Annotated in this window: 12 protein-coding genes and 1 pseudogene; all 13 read left to right on the top strand. The window is 56.3% G+C overall.

The features are described from left to right. Positions 1–2,328, top strand: a complete 2,328-nt coding sequence (pbpC, locus tag AA74_RS0116455; protein WP_025912822.1) for a peptidoglycan glycosyltransferase PbpC — start codon at positions 1–3, stop codon at positions 2,326–2,328. Between the two features lie 86 nt (positions 2,329–2,414). After that, the gene (locus AA74_RS0116450; protein ID WP_025912821.1) at positions 2,415–4,793 is read left to right on the top strand and encodes a DMSO/selenate family reductase complex A subunit; all 2,379 of its coding nucleotides are present in this window, start codon (positions 2,415–2,417) and stop codon (positions 4,791–4,793) included. Continuing rightward, positions 4,790–5,419 (top strand): DMSO/selenate family reductase complex B subunit, encoded by a 630-nt coding sequence (locus AA74_RS0116445; RefSeq protein WP_025912820.1) that lies wholly within the window; start codon positions 4,790–4,792, stop codon positions 5,417–5,419. The genes AA74_RS0116450 and AA74_RS0116445 overlap by 4 nt, the downstream gene beginning before the upstream one ends. Next, positions 5,412–6,187, top strand: a pseudogene (locus tag AA74_RS01000000122260) (dimethyl sulfoxide reductase anchor subunit family protein). The gene AA74_RS0116445 and the pseudogene AA74_RS01000000122260 overlap by 8 nt, the downstream one beginning before the upstream one ends. After that, positions 6,187–7,062, top strand: coding sequence for a 4Fe-4S binding protein (locus AA74_RS0116435; RefSeq protein ID WP_025912819.1), 876 nt, complete (start codon positions 6,187–6,189; stop codon positions 7,060–7,062). The pseudogene AA74_RS01000000122260 and the gene AA74_RS0116435 overlap by 1 nt, the downstream one beginning before the upstream one ends. A gap of 121 nt (positions 7,063–7,183) precedes the next feature. After that, positions 7,184–7,615 carry a nucleoside-diphosphate kinase gene (gene ndk, locus AA74_RS0116430; protein ID WP_003860625.1) on the top strand — a complete coding sequence of 144 codons (432 nt, stop codon included), beginning with the start codon at positions 7,184–7,186 and terminating at the stop codon, positions 7,613–7,615. Positions 7,616–7,784: 169 nt separating this feature from the next. Next, positions 7,785–8,951 (top strand): bifunctional tRNA (adenosine(37)-C2)-methyltransferase TrmG/ribosomal RNA large subunit methyltransferase RlmN, encoded by a 1,167-nt coding sequence (locus AA74_RS0116425; RefSeq protein ID WP_014171168.1) that lies wholly within the window; start codon positions 7,785–7,787, stop codon positions 8,949–8,951. A gap of 292 nt (positions 8,952–9,243) precedes the next feature. After that, positions 9,244–10,260, top strand: coding sequence for a cytoskeleton protein RodZ (gene rodZ / locus AA74_RS0116420; protein ID WP_025912818.1), 1,017 nt, complete (start codon positions 9,244–9,246; stop codon positions 10,258–10,260). A gap of 26 nt (positions 10,261–10,286) precedes the next feature. Next, complete coding sequence (gene ispG / locus AA74_RS0116415) at positions 10,287–11,405, top strand: flavodoxin-dependent (E)-4-hydroxy-3-methylbut-2-enyl-diphosphate synthase (protein WP_023308814.1); 1,119 nt, start codon at positions 10,287–10,289, stop codon at positions 11,403–11,405. A gap of 80 nt (positions 11,406–11,485) precedes the next feature. Next, positions 11,486–12,760, top strand: coding sequence for a histidine--tRNA ligase (gene hisS / locus AA74_RS0116410; RefSeq protein WP_025912817.1), 1,275 nt, complete (start codon positions 11,486–11,488; stop codon positions 12,758–12,760). A gap of 13 nt (positions 12,761–12,773) precedes the next feature. Then, complete coding sequence (locus AA74_RS0116405; protein ID WP_008502136.1) at positions 12,774–13,394, top strand: YfgM family protein; 621 nt, start codon at positions 12,774–12,776, stop codon at positions 13,392–13,394. Positions 13,395–13,404: 10 nt separating this feature from the next. Beyond that, positions 13,405–14,583, top strand: a complete 1,179-nt coding sequence (gene bamB, locus AA74_RS0116400; protein ID WP_008502135.1) for an outer membrane protein assembly factor BamB — start codon at positions 13,405–13,407, stop codon at positions 14,581–14,583. 112 nt (positions 14,584–14,695) lie between these two features. Continuing rightward, positions 14,696–16,171, top strand: a complete 1,476-nt coding sequence (gene der, locus AA74_RS0116395) for a ribosome biogenesis GTPase Der (protein WP_025912816.1) — start codon at positions 14,696–14,698, stop codon at positions 16,169–16,171. Positions 16,172–16,243: the final 72 nt, after the last annotated feature.

Here is a 16,243-nt window from a genome sequence, read left to right as displayed (position 1 = left end):
ATGCGAATGGCACGTCTGACACGCTCCCGCTGGCTATGGCTGGCGGGAGCGCTTCTCGTTTTAGGGGGGCTGATTATCGCTGCCGACCGCCTGTGGCCGTTGCCGCTGAAAGAGGTTAACCCTGCCCGGGTGGTGGTGGATGAGAAGGGCACGCCGCTCTGGCGTTTTGCCGATAGCGATGGGATCTGGCGCTATCCGGTGACGATCGAAGAGGTCTCTCCCCGTTATCTTGAGGCGCTGATCCAGTATGAAGATCGCTGGTTCTGGGATCACCCCGGCGTAAACCCGCTCTCTGTCCTGCGCGCCGCCTGGCAGGATCTCAGTTCCGGGAAAGTCATCTCTGGCGGAAGCACGCTCACCATGCAGGTCGCGCGACTGCTGGACCCGCATCCGCGCACCTTTGGCGGCAAAATTCGCCAGCTCTGGCGTGCCATGCAGCTGGAGTGGCATCTTTCCAAACGCGAAATCCTGACGCTCTATCTCAATCGCGCCCCCTTTGGCGGTACGCTGCAGGGCGTGGGAGCGGCAAGCTGGACGTATCTGGGCAAGCCGCCGTCGCAGCTCAGCTATTCCGACGCGGCGCTGCTGGCGGTGCTGCCGCAGGCACCGAGTCGATTACGCCCGGACCGCTGGCCTGAACGGGCCGAAGCGGCGCGCAATAAAGTGCTCGACCGCATGGCGACGCAGGGGGTCTGGTCCGCAAAGCAGGTCAAAGAGTCCCGTGAAGAATCAGTATGGCTGGCGCCCCGGCAGATGCCGCAGCTGGCGCCGCTCTTTGCTCGGATGATGCTCGGCAAAAGTCGCGACACGAAAATTGTCACCACGCTGGATGCCGGACTGCAGCGGCAGCTGGAAGAGCTGGCGATGAACTGGAAATCCCGCCTGCCGGCCCGCAGCTCGCTGGCGATGATCGTGGTCGATCATACCGATATGAAAGTGCGCGGTTGGGTTGGGTCGGTGGATATCAACGATGACACGCGTTTTAGCCATGTGGATATGGTCAATGCGATCCGATCCCCAGGATCGGTCTTAAAACCCTTTATCTACGGCATGGCGCTGGACGATGGCCTGATCCATCCCGCCTCGCTGCTTCAGGACGTTCCCCGAAAAACCGGTGATTATCGTCCCGGGAATTTTGACAGCGGGTTCCATGGACCGGTCAGCATGAGTGAAGCGCTGGTCCGCTCCCTCAACCTGCCGGCCGTTCAGGTGCTGGAAGCCTACGGACCAAAACGATTTGCCGGGATGCTAAGCAACGCAGGCTTGCCGCTGATCCTGCCTGCGGGGGCACAGCCGAATTTGTCTCTGATCCTCGGCGGGGCGGGCGCGCGGCTGGCAGATATCGCTGCGGCCTATAGTGCCTTTGCCCGACACGGTAAGGCGGGAAGGCTGCGGTTACAGCCGGGCGATCCGCTGACTGAACGCCCGCTGTTATCGCCAGGCTCGGCGTGGATTATTCGCCGTATTCTTGCCAATGAAGCGCAGCCGCTGCCGGACAATGCGCTGCCACAGATTGCGCCGCTGGCGTGGAAAACCGGCACCAGCTACGGGTACCGTGATGCCTGGGCCATCGGTCTGAATGCCCGTTATGTGATAGGCATCTGGACCGGACGACCGGACGGCACGCCCGTGGCGGGACAGTTTGGGTTTGCCAGCGCGGTTCCGCTGTTAAACCAGGTCAATAATCTGCTTCAGTCACGTTCAACGGTAGACGAAGCCCGCCTGCCGCGCGATCCGCGTCCGGAGAGCGTCGGGCGGGGCGTGATCTGCTGGCCGGGCGGCCAGTCGCTACCGGAAGGCAGTGAAAACTGTCGACGTCGCCTGTCGACCTGGCTGCTGGAAGGGAGTGAACCGCCCACGCTGCTTCTCCCTGAACAGGAGGGCATACGCGGCATTCGTTTCCCGGTCTGGCTGGATAAAACCGGCAAACGCGTGGCCGCAGATTGCCCGGATGCTACTGAAAAAGTCCTGGATGTCTGGCCGCTGCCGCTGGAGCCGTGGCTGCCCGCTTCGGAAAAAAGAGCGGCGCGTCTCCCGGCAGCATCAACAGTTTGTCCGCCTCTGGATAACAGCAATATCGCGCCGCTTATGCTGTCAGGGGTCAGAGAGGGGGCCGTCATCAAGCGTCTTCCGGGTGAGACAACTATAACGCTTTCTCTCTCAACCAGCGGTGGAGAAGGGCAGCGATGGTGGTTTTTAAATGGCGAGCCTTTAGAGGGACATGAATATAAATATTCACTGAAATTATATTTGCCGGGTGAATATCAATTAATAGTAATGGATGAAAACGGTCAAATAGCGACGGTGAATTTCGAAATGGCTTATTAAAATAATCCAGAAGGGTTAGCTTGATAATTATCAATGTTCGGTTCTGCAAAAAAACGAGAATGCGTTTTTATTTGAAGGAACGAGCAATGAAAAAAAATAATAAACTGAGAGAGAGTCTTAATCCCGCTCTCTCCCGGCGTCACTTTATTCAGGCCGGGTCCGCGCTTGCCGCTCTGCCGTTTGTGGTAAAAGGCGGAAAAGCGCAGGCGGCGACAATGCCTGCGGCAGTGAACGAACCCGAAGAAAAAGTCATTCAAACCTGCAGCACCTTTGACTGTGGCGGGAAATGCGATATTCGGGCGCACGTCAGCGACGGCGTGGTCACACGCATCTCTACGCGTCCGGATAATGAACTGGATCCTCAAATGCCGGTGATGCGCGCCTGCGTTCGCGGACGCGCGTATCGGAAATTTGTTTATCATCCCGATCGGCTTAAATATCCAATGAAACGCGTGGGTAAACGTGGCGAAGGAAAATTCGAACGTATTACCTGGGATGAAGCCACAACGCTTATTGCGAATCAATTAAAAACCATTACGCAAAAATACGGTGCTGCTTCGCGCTATGTGCATGTTGGCACCGCAGTTTCGGGAGGAACGTTCTCCGGCGATAAAATGGTTCGTCGTCTCCTCAACTTAACCGGCGGCTATCTCGAAAGCTATCACTCGGTCAGCATGGGCAACACCGCAGCGGCAACGCCCTATACCTACGGCACCGCCTCCAGCGGCAGCTCGCTGGACACGCTGCTGGACACCAAACTGGTCATCCTCTGGGGACATAACCCGACGGAAACGATTTTTGGTCACAGCAACTACTTCTTCCAGAAGATGAAGCAAAACGGCACCCGTTTCATCGTTGTCGATCCGCGCTATTCAGATACGGTGTCCTCCCTTGCTGACCAGTGGGTCCCGCTGCTGCCAACAACCGATAACGCCCTGATGGACGCCATGATGTACGTGATCGTCACGGAGAACTTGCACGATCGCGACTTTATTCAGCGCTATACCCTGGGCTTTGATGAAGACGCTATGCCGGAAGGCGTTCCGGCCAATGAATCCCTGATGGCTTACCTGAACGGGGCAAAAGATGGCGTAGCAAAAACGCCTGAGTGGGCAGAGAAGATCACCCACGTGCCTGCGCAAACCATTCGTCAGCTGGCGCGCGACTACGCAACCACCAAACCCGCTGCGCTGATCCAGGGCTGGGGACCGCAGCGCCATAACTGCGGCGAGCGCACCGCGCGCGGCTCGACGATACTGGCCACGCTGACGGGTAACGTCGGGGTGAAAGGCGGCTGGGCTGCAGGCTACGGCGGCTGTGCTAACCGTAAATTTGCCGCAGGCCCGGAGATGCCGGATAACCCGGTGAAAGCCAAAATATCGGTGATGAACTGGGTGCAGGCCGCCGACGATGCCTCTAAGGTAACGGCGGACGTCGGCCTGAAGGATGCCGAAAAGCTGGACAGCAATATCCGCATCCTCTTCTCGCTGGCGGGCAATTATCTGGCTAACCAGAACCCGGATCTTCATCAGGCAACCCGCGTGCTGGAAGACGAGTCGAAAATCCAGTTTATCGTCGCGAGCGATCTGTTTATGACGCCGAGCGCCCGATACGCCGATCTTCTCCTGCCGGAAACCAGCTTTATGGAACGCTGGAATATCGGCGAAACCTGGGGTACTGCAAGCTATCTGATCCTGTCGGAAAAGCTGATTGAGCCTGAATTTGAGCGCCGTTCAGACTACGACTGGCTGCGGGAGGTCGCTGCTAAGCTTGGCGTCGAACCGGCATTCAGCGAAGGGCGTGACGAAAAGGCGTGGATTGAGCACATCTGGGAGCAGACGCGGCTCTCCATGCCAGATGAAAACCTGCCGGACTTCGCGACGCTGCAAAAGACGCGTCAGCATCTCTTCAAAAGCGCGCCGTTTGTCGCCTTTGAAGACAATATTCGCGACCCGCAAAATCATCCGTTCCCGACGCCGTCCGGGAAAATTGAGATCTTCTCGAAGCGTCTGTACGACATGCAGCACCCGGAAATTCCGGCGCTGTCGCACTACGTGCCTGCCCACGAAGGGCCGGAAGACGAACTGGCAAAAACCTTCCCGCTACAGCTGATCACCTGGAAAGGGAAAAACCGCGCCAACTCTACCCAGTACGCCAACCCGTGGTTAATTGAAGCACAGCAGCAGAAGCTGTGGATTAACCCTCAGGACGCGCAGAAGCGCGGCATTGCGCAGGGAGATACCGTGCGTATCCATAACGCACGCGGCATTTGTGAGATCCCGGCGGAGGTTACGCCGCGCATCATTCCTGGCGTGGTAGCCATGCAGGCAGGTGCCTGGTGGCAGCCGGATGAGAAGGGCATTGATAAAGGCGGCTGCGCGAACGTGCTCAGTTCGGCTCGTATTACCGCGCTTGCGAAAGGGAATTCACATCAAACCATGCTGGTGGAGGTGGCAAAAGCATGAGTCAGTTTAAACACTACGCGCCGGTGAGCGACAAACAGCTGGGCTTTTATATCGACTCTTCACGCTGCTCAGGGTGTAAAGCCTGCCAGGTGGCATGCAAAGATAAAAACAACCTTGAGGTCGGACGTCGTTTCCGTCGCCTGTACGAAGTCAACGGCGGGAATTTCATCCCCACCGGGCAGGGCGGCGTCAGCAACAATGTGTTTGCCTACACGCTCTCTATTTCCTGTAACCACTGTGCAGACCCCATCTGCACTAAAAACTGTCCGACCACGGCGATGCACAAGCGTCCTGGAGACGGCATTGTGCGCGTTGATACAGATAAGTGCGTCGGCTGCGGCTACTGTGCGTGGTCATGCCCTTACGGCGCGCCACAGCTCAACGAGCAGACCGGGCAGATGTCAAAATGCGATTTCTGCGTGGATCTGCAGGCGAAGGGGGAGCAGCCCGTCTGTGTGGCAACCTGTCCACTCGAAGCGATTAAATTCGGGCCGATTGATGAACTGCGGGCGAAGTATGGTGCGGTCTGTGACGTGAAAGGCTTGCCTGATTCTTCCATCACAAAACCGAATCTGGTGATCAAAGCGCATCAGAGTGCAGAGAAAGAGGGCAAACGCCATGCATGAGTTACCGCTGCTGATTTTTACACTGTTCCTGCAGGGCTCGGTAGGCGTGACGCTCTGGCTGGCGTTCGGGGGGGCGCATGTTTTGCAGCGTAGCGCGCTTCTGCCTGCTGCCGGGGCGTTTGTGCTCGCAAGCCTCGGATTGCTCGCCTCGGCGCTGCACATGGGCTATCCGCTCAATGCTCTCAACGCGCTGCGCCATGTCTCCAGCTCCTGGCTGAGCCGTGAGATTATCTTTGCCAGCCTTTACCTGGCGGCGCTGGGGCTCGCGACGCTGCTGATGTTCGCCAAAAAGCCAGGCTGGAAGCTGCTTCTGGCGGCGGCGGGCCTTGTCGGGCTGGTGGATGTGTTCTGCATGGCGCAGATCTACATGCATGCGTCCGTGGTGACGTGGCAGCATATCAACACGCTGGTGCTGTTTATCGTATTGGTTCAGCCTGCATGGCGGTTGGGATGCGTTCCCGGGCTACTCTGCGTGCGGCGGTGGTCATTATCACGCTGCTGGTGCTTGTGCGTCTGGTGATGCAGCCCGTCTGGCTGGCCGACATCTCGGCTATGGACAACACCGTGGTGACGTTCCCTCATGCGCCATTACAGATGCTGCAACAACTGCGCACCGTGCATCTGCTGAGCTGGTGTGTGTCTGTCGTGGGTATGCTGTGCTTTGCTGCAGGCGGGTTAAAAGCGGCGCGAGGCACAATGCTGCTGGGCAGCGCCTTGCTGATTGCGGGTGAGCTGATGCTGCGCTTCGTTTTCTTCAGTATTGACTGATGGGCAGATTGACGTTTGGCCCGGCGATGGACGTGACGCATGCGTGCGTCCGTCGCCGTTTTCGCCATGCTTCCTGTTGCGCCTGCGCTGACGTTTGCCCCGTGCAGGCTTTTTCTTTTACGGACGCAGATATCTCGGTTGATGAGAACCGCTGTATTGAATGCGGTGACTGCCTGTTTGTTTGCCCCACTGAGGCCATCACCGGCATCACGCCGCGAAAACGCTTTTTGTGTGGCGATACGCTTGTCGGGCCTTTTACTGAACGTGCGCCGGATGTGAATGAACTGCTGCTCTGGCATGCACAGCACCATGTTCGTTTTATCAGTATCGACGTGGAGCAGTATCCTGACTGGCTGCTGGCGATTGCCCGGCTTAATCTTGTGCTTCGTCGACGCGGTGAAGCGGCATGGGCGTTTAAACTTTTCCCCGTCAACGAGGTTAATATCGCCCGCCGTGCGCTGATGCACGTTCCCCGTGAGGATGTCCGGACCTGTAGCGTCGTGCCCGGTCAGCGTGAACTGCGCAGAGCGTTTTCTGGGGTTAGTGAGGCAGAGATAGATCTCGACGCCGGAAAGTGCGTATTGTGCGGCGCGTGCTGGCGGAGTTGTACGGAAAACGCGATTCGGTTTGAGAACGCTGAACTGATCGTCGAAACCGGACGTTGTACCGGTTGCTGCGGCTGCGAAGCGGTATGCCAGCATGCGGCGATAAAAGTGACGCAAACAGAAGGAACGGCGAAAAACGTCGCCATACTGGCATATGAAGCCGTTTGCCTGACGTGCCACCGTCATTTCTGGTCATTTACGCCTGATGAAAAGCAGTGTCCGCTCTGTTTTCACCATCAACACGATATGCGAAACCCGGACTGTTGCTAATCTTCGTCTCATTTTAAAAAAATGTTATGCAGAACCATAGGCAATAGCGCTATAGCTCTTTATAATCCGCGCCACACCATACTCAGGTATGCAAAACAACAGAACATTGACAGAGGTTATCATGGCTATTGAACGTACTTTTTCCATCATCAAACCAAACGCGGTGGCAAAAAACGTTATTGGCAGCATCTTCGCTCGCTTTGAATCTGCAGGGTTCAAAATTGTTGGTACCAAAATGCTGCACCTGACCGTTGAGCAGGCGCGCGGCTTCTACGCTGAGCACGAAGGTCGCCCATTCTTTGACGGCCTGGTTGAGTTCATGACCTCCGGTCCAATCGTGGTATCCGTACTGGAAGGCGAAAACGCCGTACAGCGTCACCGCGACCTGCTGGGCGCAACCAACCCGGACAACGCGCTGGCAGGTACTCTGCGCGCTGACTACGCTGACAGCTTCACCGAGAACGGTACCCACGGTTCTGACTCTGTTGAATCTGCTGCACGCGAAATCGCTTTCTTCTTCGCAGAAGGCGAAGTGTGTCCACGTACCCGTTAATTTAACGGTTTCGTTTACACATTATTTTCGTAAATGCCGCGTCCAGACGTGGCATCCCTGCGCCAGACTTTGTACAATGCAACGCCCCGGACGAGCAGACCGCTTTCCGGGGCGTTTCTATTCAACCCTCCATGGGCCATAACGTGTAACAACGAGGCCGGTAAATATTATGTCTGAATTAGTGAATACCTCCGAAGTCGCCATTCCTGCGGTTCCCAATAAAAATGGAAAAATCAACCTGCTGGATCTGAACCGTCAGCAGATGCGCGAGTTCTTCAAAGAGATGGGCGAAAAGCCATTTCGTGCCGATCAGGTCATGAAGTGGATGTACCATTACTGCAGCGACAATTTTGATGACATGACTGACATCAACAAGGTCCTGCGCAATAAGCTCAAAGAAGTGGCTGAAATCCGCGCCCCGGAAGTGGTGGAAGAGCAGCGCTCCGCAGATGGCACCATCAAATGGGCGATTGCGGTGGGCGATCAGCGCGTTGAAACCGTCTACATTCCGGAAGAAGACCGCGCGACGCTGTGTGTCTCCTCCCAGGTTGGCTGTGCGCTGGAGTGCAAATTCTGCTCAACCGCGCAGCAAGGCTTTAACCGTAACCTGCGTGTTTCAGAAATTATCGGCCAGGTCTGGCGTGCTGCGAAAATCGTCGGCGCGGCAAAAGTGACCGGCACTCGCCCAATCACCAACGTGGTGATGATGGGGATGGGTGAGCCGCTGCTGAACCTGACCAACGTCGTTCCGGCGATGGAAATCATGCTGGATGACTTCGGCTTTGGTCTGTCCAAGCGTCGCGTCACGCTGTCGACCTCAGGCGTTGTGCCTGCGCTGGACAAGCTCGGCGATATGATTGACGTCGCGCTGGCGATCTCCCTGCACGCGCCAAACGATGAAATTCGTGACGAAATTGTGCCAATCAACAAAAAGTACAATATCGAAACCTTCCTCGCTGCCGTACGTCGCTATCTGGAGAAATCCAACGCCAACCAGGGTCGCGTCACTATCGAGTACGTGATGCTGGACCACGTCAACGACGGTACCGAACATGCGCATCAGCTGGCTGAACTGCTGAAAGATACGCCATGTAAAATCAACCTGATCCCGTGGAACCCGTTCCCGGGCGCGCCGTATGGCCGTAGCTCGAACAGCCGTATCGACCGTTTCTCCAAGGTGCTGATGGAGTATGGTTTCACCACCATCGTGCGTAAAACGCGTGGTGATGATATTGATGCCGCATGTGGACAGCTGGCTGGTGATGTTATTGACCGTACCAAGCGTACCCTGCGTAAACGCATGCAGGGCGAGACGATCGCGGTTAAAGCTGTTTGATTATTATGCACTCACGGCGCATTATCTGCGCCGTGAGACATAACCTTACTGAATAATCAGTCAGATTCGTGAAGACTGATCAATAATTACGGTGCGTTTCATCCGACTTTCGGGCAGTATGTAACGACGTAACAACAGTTTAGCCGTACGGGCAGGGCTGTACTGTCATCTCCGGGCTGACAGTCTTATACTCTGTGTTCAAGGTTAACTGACCAGAAGTTTCGCGGTGCGGGTGGCATTGTGACTCACCGGCGCCTGAACCCTTTTTTTCACGTACCAGTAGTTGTAGCGAATGAATACTGAAGCCACTCACGACCAACATGAAGCACTCTCCACTGGCGTTCGTCTTCGCAACGCCCGTGAACAACTCGGACTCAGCCAGCAAGCCGTCGCAGAACGCTTGTGCCTGAAGGTTTCCACGGTTCGCGATATTGAAGAAGATAAGGCACCCGCCGATCTGGCTTCAACGTTCTTGCGCGGTTATATCCGCTCTTACGCAAAACTGGTGCACATCCCCGAAAACGAATTACTGCCAATGATGGAGAAGCAGGCGCCGGTCCGTGCAGCAAAAGTTGCGCCGATGCAGACCTTCTCCCTGGGGAAACGTCGTAAAAAACGTGATGGCTGGCTGATGAGCTTTACCTGGCTGGTGCTGTTTGTGGTGGTCGGTCTGACCGGTGCGTGGTGGTGGCAAAACCACAAGGCGCAGCAGGAAGAGATCACCACTATGGCCGATCAATCCTCCGCCGAACTCAACCAGGCCGGAGCGGATAACGCCCAGAGCGTGCCGCTGAATACCGACGGTGCAGCGACTTCCAGCGAGCCACAGACCGCAGCGCCAGATGCGACAGCGACCAATGCTGCGCAGGCTCCGGCAGCAACGGCTAACACCGCTGCGCCTCAGGCTCAGGATCAAAACGCGGTGGTTGCCCCTTCTCAGGCGAATGTTGATACTGCGGCGAACGCGCCTGCGGCTACTCAGCCTGCAGACAATACCGCAGCGTCTCTGCCAACCAGCCCGGCGGGTACGGCGACACCCGCAGCCGATCCTAACGCGCTGGTAATGAACTTCAGCGCCGACTGCTGGCTGGAAGTGACTGACGCGACAGGTAAAAAACTGTTCAGCGGCCTGCAGCGCAAAGATGGCACGTTAAACCTAACGGGCCAGGCGCCTTATAAACTTAAAATCGGCGCTCCGGCAGCGGTACAGATCCAGTATCAAGGAAAACCTGTCGACCTGAGCCGCTTTATCAGAACTAACCAGGTTGCACGTCTTACCGTTAATGCCGAACAATCAGCAGTACAGTAACAGACGGGCAACGCGGGAGATTTTTCATGCATAACCAGGCTCCGATTCAACGTAGAAAATCGAAACGGATTTACGTTGGGAATGTGCCAATCGGCGATGGGGCACCTATCGCCGTTCAGTCGATGACCAATACGCGCACCACCGATGTGGAAGCGACGGTCAATCAAATCAAAGCATTAGAACGTGTCGGCGCGGACATTGTTCGCGTCTCCGTCCCGACCATGGATGCGGCTGAGGCGTTCAAACTGATCAAACAGCAGGTCAGCGTTCCGCTGGTGGCGGATATTCACTTCGACTACCGCATCGCACTGAAAGTGGCCGAATACGGCGTCGATTGCCTGCGTATTAACCCGGGCAACATCGGTAACGAAGAGCGTATCCGCATGGTCGTGGACTGCGCTCGCGATAAAAATATTCCTATCCGTATCGGCGTTAACGCCGGTTCCCTGGAAAAAGATCTGCAGGAAAAATACGGTGAGCCTACGCCGCAGGCGCTGCTCGAATCCGCGATGCGTCACGTCGATCATCTCGATCGCCTTAACTTCGATCAGTTCAAAGTCAGCGTAAAAGCGTCCGACGTGTTCCTGGCCGTAGAATCTTATCGCCTGCTGGCAAAGCAGATCGATCAGCCTCTGCACCTCGGGATCACCGAAGCGGGCGGCCTGCGTAGCGGCTCGGTAAAATCCGCGATCGGTCTGGGGCTGCTGCTCTCTGAAGGGATCGGTGACACCCTGCGCGTCTCGCTGGCGGCCGATCCGGTCGAAGAGATCAAGGTTGGTTTCGATATTCTGAAATCACTGCGTATTCGCGCGCGTGGGATCAACTTCATTGCCTGCCCAACCTGTTCACGTCAGGAGTTCGATGTGATCGGGACGGTGAATGCCCTTGAGCAACGTCTGGAAGACATTATCACCCCGATGGACGTCTCCATCATCGGCTGTGTGGTAAACGGTCCGGGTGAAGCGCTGGTGTCAACTCTGGGCGTAACCGGCGGTAACAAGAAAAGTGGTCTCTATGAAGATGGCGTTCGTAAAGATCGTCTGGATAATAGCGACATGATCGACCAGCTTGAAGCCCGCATCCGCGCCAAAGCCGCCATGATGGACGAAACACAGCGTATCAGCGTTCAGCAGGTTGAAAAATAACGTGATGGGAAGCGTGCCGCTTCCCATGTATGATTGAACCCATTCTTTGGGTTTTTTTTGTATATAGAAAGAGAATAAACGTGGCAAAAAACATTCAAGCCATCCGCGGCATGAACGATTATCTGCCTGGCGAAACCGCCATCTGGCAGCGCATTGAAGGCACACTGAAGCAGGTGCTCGGCAGCTACGGTTACAGCGAAATCCGTTTGCCGATTGTAGAGCAGACCCCGTTATTCAAACGCGCGATCGGTGAAGTGACCGACGTGGTTGAAAAAGAGATGTACACCTTTGAGGACCGCAACGGCGACAGCCTGACCCTGCGTCCGGAAGGTACGGCGGGCTGCGTACGCGCCGGCATCGAACATGGTCTTCTGTACAATCAGGAGCAGCGCCTGTGGTATATCGGCCCGATGTTCCGCCACGAACGTCCTCAGAAAGGTCGTTATCGCCAGTTCAATCAGCTGGGTGTGGAAGTCTTTGGTCTGCAGGGCCCGGACATCGACGCTGAACTGATTATGCTGACCGCCCGCTGGTGGCGTGCGCTCGGTATCGCCGATCACGTTTCCCTCGAGCTGAACTCTATCGGTTCTCTGGAAGCGCGTGCGAACTACCGCGATGCGCTGGTGGCGTTCCTGGAACAGCATAAAGAGAAACTGGACGAAGACTGCAAACGTCGCATGTACAGCAACCCGCTGCGCGTTCTGGATTCCAAAAACGCCGATGTTCAGGCACTGCTGAACGATGCGCCTGCGCTGGGTGATTACCTGGATGAAGAATCTCGCGAACACTTCGCGGGCTTGTGCAAGCTGCTTGAAGCGGCTGGCATCGCCTACACCGTAAACCAGCGCCTGGTGCGCGGTCTGGACTACTACAACCGTACCGTGTTTGAGTGGGTGACCACCAGCCTCGGCTCTCAGGGCACCGTGTGCGCGGGCGGCCGTTATGACGGTCTGGTAGAGCAACTTGGCGGTCGCGCTGCGCCTGCGGTTGGCTTCGCGATGGGTCTTGAGCGACTTGTTTTGCTGGTTCAGGCAGTTAATCCGGAATTTAAAGCAGATTCTGTTGTCGATATATACCTGGTGGCCTCAGGCGCGGAAACGCAGTCTGCGGCAATGCAGCTTGCCGAACGCATGCGCGATGCGCTGCCGGGCGTTAAGCTGATGACCAACCATGGCGGCGGCAACTTCAAAAAACAGTTTGCTCGTGCCGATAAGTGGGGCGCAAGTATCGCACTGGTGCTGGGTGAGTCCGAAGTGGCTAACGGCGAAGTGGTGGTGAAAGACCTGCGCTCTGGTGAGCAGACAACGGTAACGCAGGACGGCGTTGCGGCGCACTTGCGCACTCTATTGGGCTAAGGAGAAGGACTGCGTGGAAATTTACGAGAACGAACACGATCAGGTCGACGCGATTAAACGCTTCTTTGCTGAAAACGGCAAAGCGCTGGTTGTTGGGGTTATTTTAGGTGTCGGTGCGCTGGTAGGCTGGCGTTACTGGAACAATCATCAGGCGGATTCCGCGCGCGGCGCGTCCCTGTCCTATGAAAATACCGTGAGCGCAATTCGTGCCGATCAGCCGCAAACGCTGACGGCGGCAGAAAAATTTGCGGCTGACAACAAAAACACCTACGGTGCACTGGCTGCGCTGGAAGTGGCTCAGCAGTACGTTGATAAGAACGAACTGGATAAAGCCGTTGCTCAGCTGTCTCAGGGCCTTGCTGCCGCCAGTGATGAAAATCTGAAAGCGGTGATCAATCTGCGCCTGGCACGTATTCAGGTTCAGCAGAAAAAAGCTGACGATGCGCTGAAAACGCTCGATACCATCAAAGGCGAAGGTTTTGCTGCCATCGTTGCCGATCTGCGCGGTGAAGCACTGCTGAGCAAAGGTGACAAAGCGGGCGCGCGTAAAGCGTGGCAAGCTGGCGTAGAGAGCAATGCCTCACCTGCGCTGAGCGAAATGATGCAGATGAAAATAAATAATTTGTCCGTCTGAGAGGGACCCGATGCAATTGCGTAAATTACTTCTGCCAGGACTGCTTTCTGTTACGTTATTGAGTGGTTGTTCACTGTTCAGTGGCGAAGAAGACGTTGTGAAAATGTCCCCACTGCCGACGGTTGAAAACCAGTTTACCCCATCCACCGCGTGGGATGTCTCCGTGGGCAATGGGATTGGTGATTTCTATTCCAACCTTCATCCTGCGTATGCAGACAGCGTTGTCTATGCGGCCGATCGCAAAGGTACCGTAAAAGCGGTGAACGCGGATGACGGAAAAGAAGTGTGGTCCGTTAACCTGGCGGAAAAAGACGGCTGGTTCTCCCGTAAGCCTGCACTGCTGTCTGGCGGCCTGACCGTTGCCGGTGGCCACGTCTACGTGGGCAGCGAAAAAGCGCAGGTGTATGCCCTGAACAGCAGCGACGGTTCCATTGCCTGGCAAACGACCGTGGCGGGTGAATCCCTCTCTCGTCCGGTGGTGAGCGATGGCCTGGTGCTGATTCATACCAGCAACGGCCAGCTGCAGGCGCTGAACGAAGCGGACGGCCTGGTGAAATGGACCGTTAACCTGGATATGCCTGCGCTCTCTCTGCGTGGCGAATCTGCCCCGGCTACCGCATTTGGTGCTGCCATTGTCGGCGGCGACAACGGTCGCGTAAGCGCCGTGCTGATGCAGCAGGGCCAGATGATCTGGCAGCAGCGTATCTCTCAGGCCACTGGCTCAACGGAAATTGACCGTCTGAGCGACGTGGACACAACGCCGGTCATCGTTAACGGTGTGGTTTACGCGCTGGCCTACAACGGCAACCTGACCGCGCTGGATCTGCGCAGCGGCCAGATCATGTGGAAACGTGAGCTGGGCTCGGTGAATGATTTCATCGTTGAAGGTAACCGTATCTATATGGTTGACCAGAACGACCGTCTGCTGGCCCTGAGCACCGAAGGCGGCGTGACGCTGTGGACGCAAAGCGATCTGCTGCACCGTCTGCTGACTGCGCCAGCGCTGTACAACGGTAGCCTGGTTGTGGGCGACAGCGAAGGGTATATGCACTGGATCGATCCGGATAATGGCCGCTTTGTTGCACAGCAAAAAGTCGACAGCTCTGGTTTCCTGACCGACCCGGTCGTGGCCGACGGCAAACTGCTGATTCAGGCAAAAGACGGCACGCTGTACGCGATCACGCGTTAATTACCCGGCGGTTGTAGTATACTAAACGGCTCCTGTTCACTCAGGAGCCGTTTTGACATTTTTAAAAACGCCGCGAAAGCGACGTTATTTTGAATTTTATGAGGCTTCAAACATGGTACCTGTGGTCGCGCTTGTCGGGCGCCCTAACGTTGGAAAATCCACTCTTTTTAACCGTTTAACACGCACCCGTGATGCGCTGGTTGCGGATTTCCCGGGGCTGACGCGTGACCGTAAGTACGGTCGTGCAGAGGTGGAAGGACGCGAGTTCATCTGTATTGATACCGGTGGTATTGACGGCACAGAAGACGGCGTGGAAACCCGCATGGCGGAACAGTCGCTGCTGGCGATTGAAGAAGCGGACGTGGTGCTGTTCATGGTGGACGCGCGCGCTGGCCTGATGCCGGCGGACTCCGCTATCGCTAAACACCTGCGTTCACGCGAAAAGCCAACCTTCCTGGTGGCGAACAAAACCGACGGCATCGATGCCGATCAGGCCATCGCAGATTTCTGGTCACTGGGTCTGGGTGAGATCTACCCTATCGCAGCATCGCATGGCCGTGGCGTCACCAGCCTGCTGGAAACCGTTCTGCTGCCGTGGGTTGACGAAGTGAACCCGCCGGAAGAGGTGAACGAAGACGCGGAATACTGGGCGCAGTTTGAAGACGGCGAAGCGGGCGAAGAAGAAGAGCCTGAAGACGACTTCAACCCGCAGGATCTGCCGATCAAGCTGGCCATCGTAGGCCGTCCAAACGTAGGTAAGTCTACACTTACTAACCGTATTCTGGGTGAGGAGCGCGTGGTCGTTTACGATATGCCGGGCACCACCCGCGACAGTATCTACATCCCGATGCAGCGCGATGAGCGTGAGTATGTCCTCATCGACACCGCCGGGGTGCGTAAGCGTGGGAAAATCACCGATGTGGTGGAAAAATTCTCCGTTATCAAAACCCTGCAGGCGATTGAAGATGCCAACGTTGTGCTGCTGGTTATCGACGCGCGCGAAGGGATCTCCGATCAGGACCTCTCTCTGCTCGGCTTTATCCTCAATAGTGGGCGCTCACTGGTTATCGTGGTCAACAAATGGGATGGCCTGAGCAATGAAGTGCGTGAGCAGGTGAAAGAGACCCTCGACTTCCGTCTGGGCTTTATCGACTTTGCTCGCGTACACTTCATCTCTGCGCTGCACGGCAGCGGCGTGGGTAACCTGTTCGAATCCGTGCGCGAAGCGTACGACAGCTCCACCCGTCGTCAGAGCACCGCCATGCTGACCCGTATCATGAATATGGCTGCGGAAGACCATCAGCCGCCGCTGGTGCGCGGCCGTCGCGTGAAGCTGAAATACGCCCACGCCGGTGGTTATAACCCGCCAATTGTGGTGATCCACGGCAACCAGGTGAAAGACCTGCCGGATTCCTACAAGCGCTATCTGATGAACTACTTCCGTAAATCGCTGGACGTGATGGGCACGCCTATCCGTATCCAGTTCAAGGAAGGGGAAAACCCGTTCGCCAACAAGCGCAACACCCTGACGCCGAACCAGATGCGCAAGCGTAAACGTCTGATTAAGCACATTAAGAAAAGCAAATAAGCTTTGCTGAACGCACGAAAGCCCGCGACTATCGCGGGCTTTTTTTGCCCATTCATACCGCCGGTTTTCTCT

Origin of the sequence: Enterobacter sp. 5-4 (genome assembly GCF_000612205.1) — a bacterium.
GTDB classification, from domain to species: domain Bacteria; phylum Pseudomonadota; class Gammaproteobacteria; order Enterobacterales; family Enterobacteriaceae; genus Enterobacter; species Enterobacter roggenkampii.
This window is presented reverse-complemented; position numbering and strand designations above follow the sequence as displayed.

Coding starts and splice junctions, on each gene's coding strand:
- ndk (WP_003860625.1), top strand. CDS start 7,184: ATGGCTATTGAACGTACTTTTTCCATCATCAAACCAAACGCGGTGGCA.
- AA74_RS0116435 (WP_025912819.1), top strand. CDS start 6,187: ATGGGCAGATTGACGTTTGGCCCGGCGATGGACGTGACGCATGCGTGC.
- bamB (WP_008502135.1), top strand. CDS start 13,405: ATGCAATTGCGTAAATTACTTCTGCCAGGACTGCTTTCTGTTACGTTA.
- pbpC (WP_025912822.1), top strand. CDS start 1: ATGCGAATGGCACGTCTGACACGCTCCCGCTGGCTATGGCTGGCGGGA.
- AA74_RS0116450 (WP_025912821.1), top strand. CDS start 2,415: ATGAAAAAAAATAATAAACTGAGAGAGAGTCTTAATCCCGCTCTCTCC.
- ispG (WP_023308814.1), top strand. CDS start 10,287: ATGCATAACCAGGCTCCGATTCAACGTAGAAAATCGAAACGGATTTAC.
- der (WP_025912816.1), top strand. CDS start 14,696: ATGGTACCTGTGGTCGCGCTTGTCGGGCGCCCTAACGTTGGAAAATCC.
- AA74_RS0116425 (WP_014171168.1), top strand. CDS start 7,785: ATGTCTGAATTAGTGAATACCTCCGAAGTCGCCATTCCTGCGGTTCCC.
- rodZ (WP_025912818.1), top strand. CDS start 9,244: ATGAATACTGAAGCCACTCACGACCAACATGAAGCACTCTCCACTGGC.
- AA74_RS0116445 (WP_025912820.1), top strand. CDS start 4,790: ATGAGTCAGTTTAAACACTACGCGCCGGTGAGCGACAAACAGCTGGGC.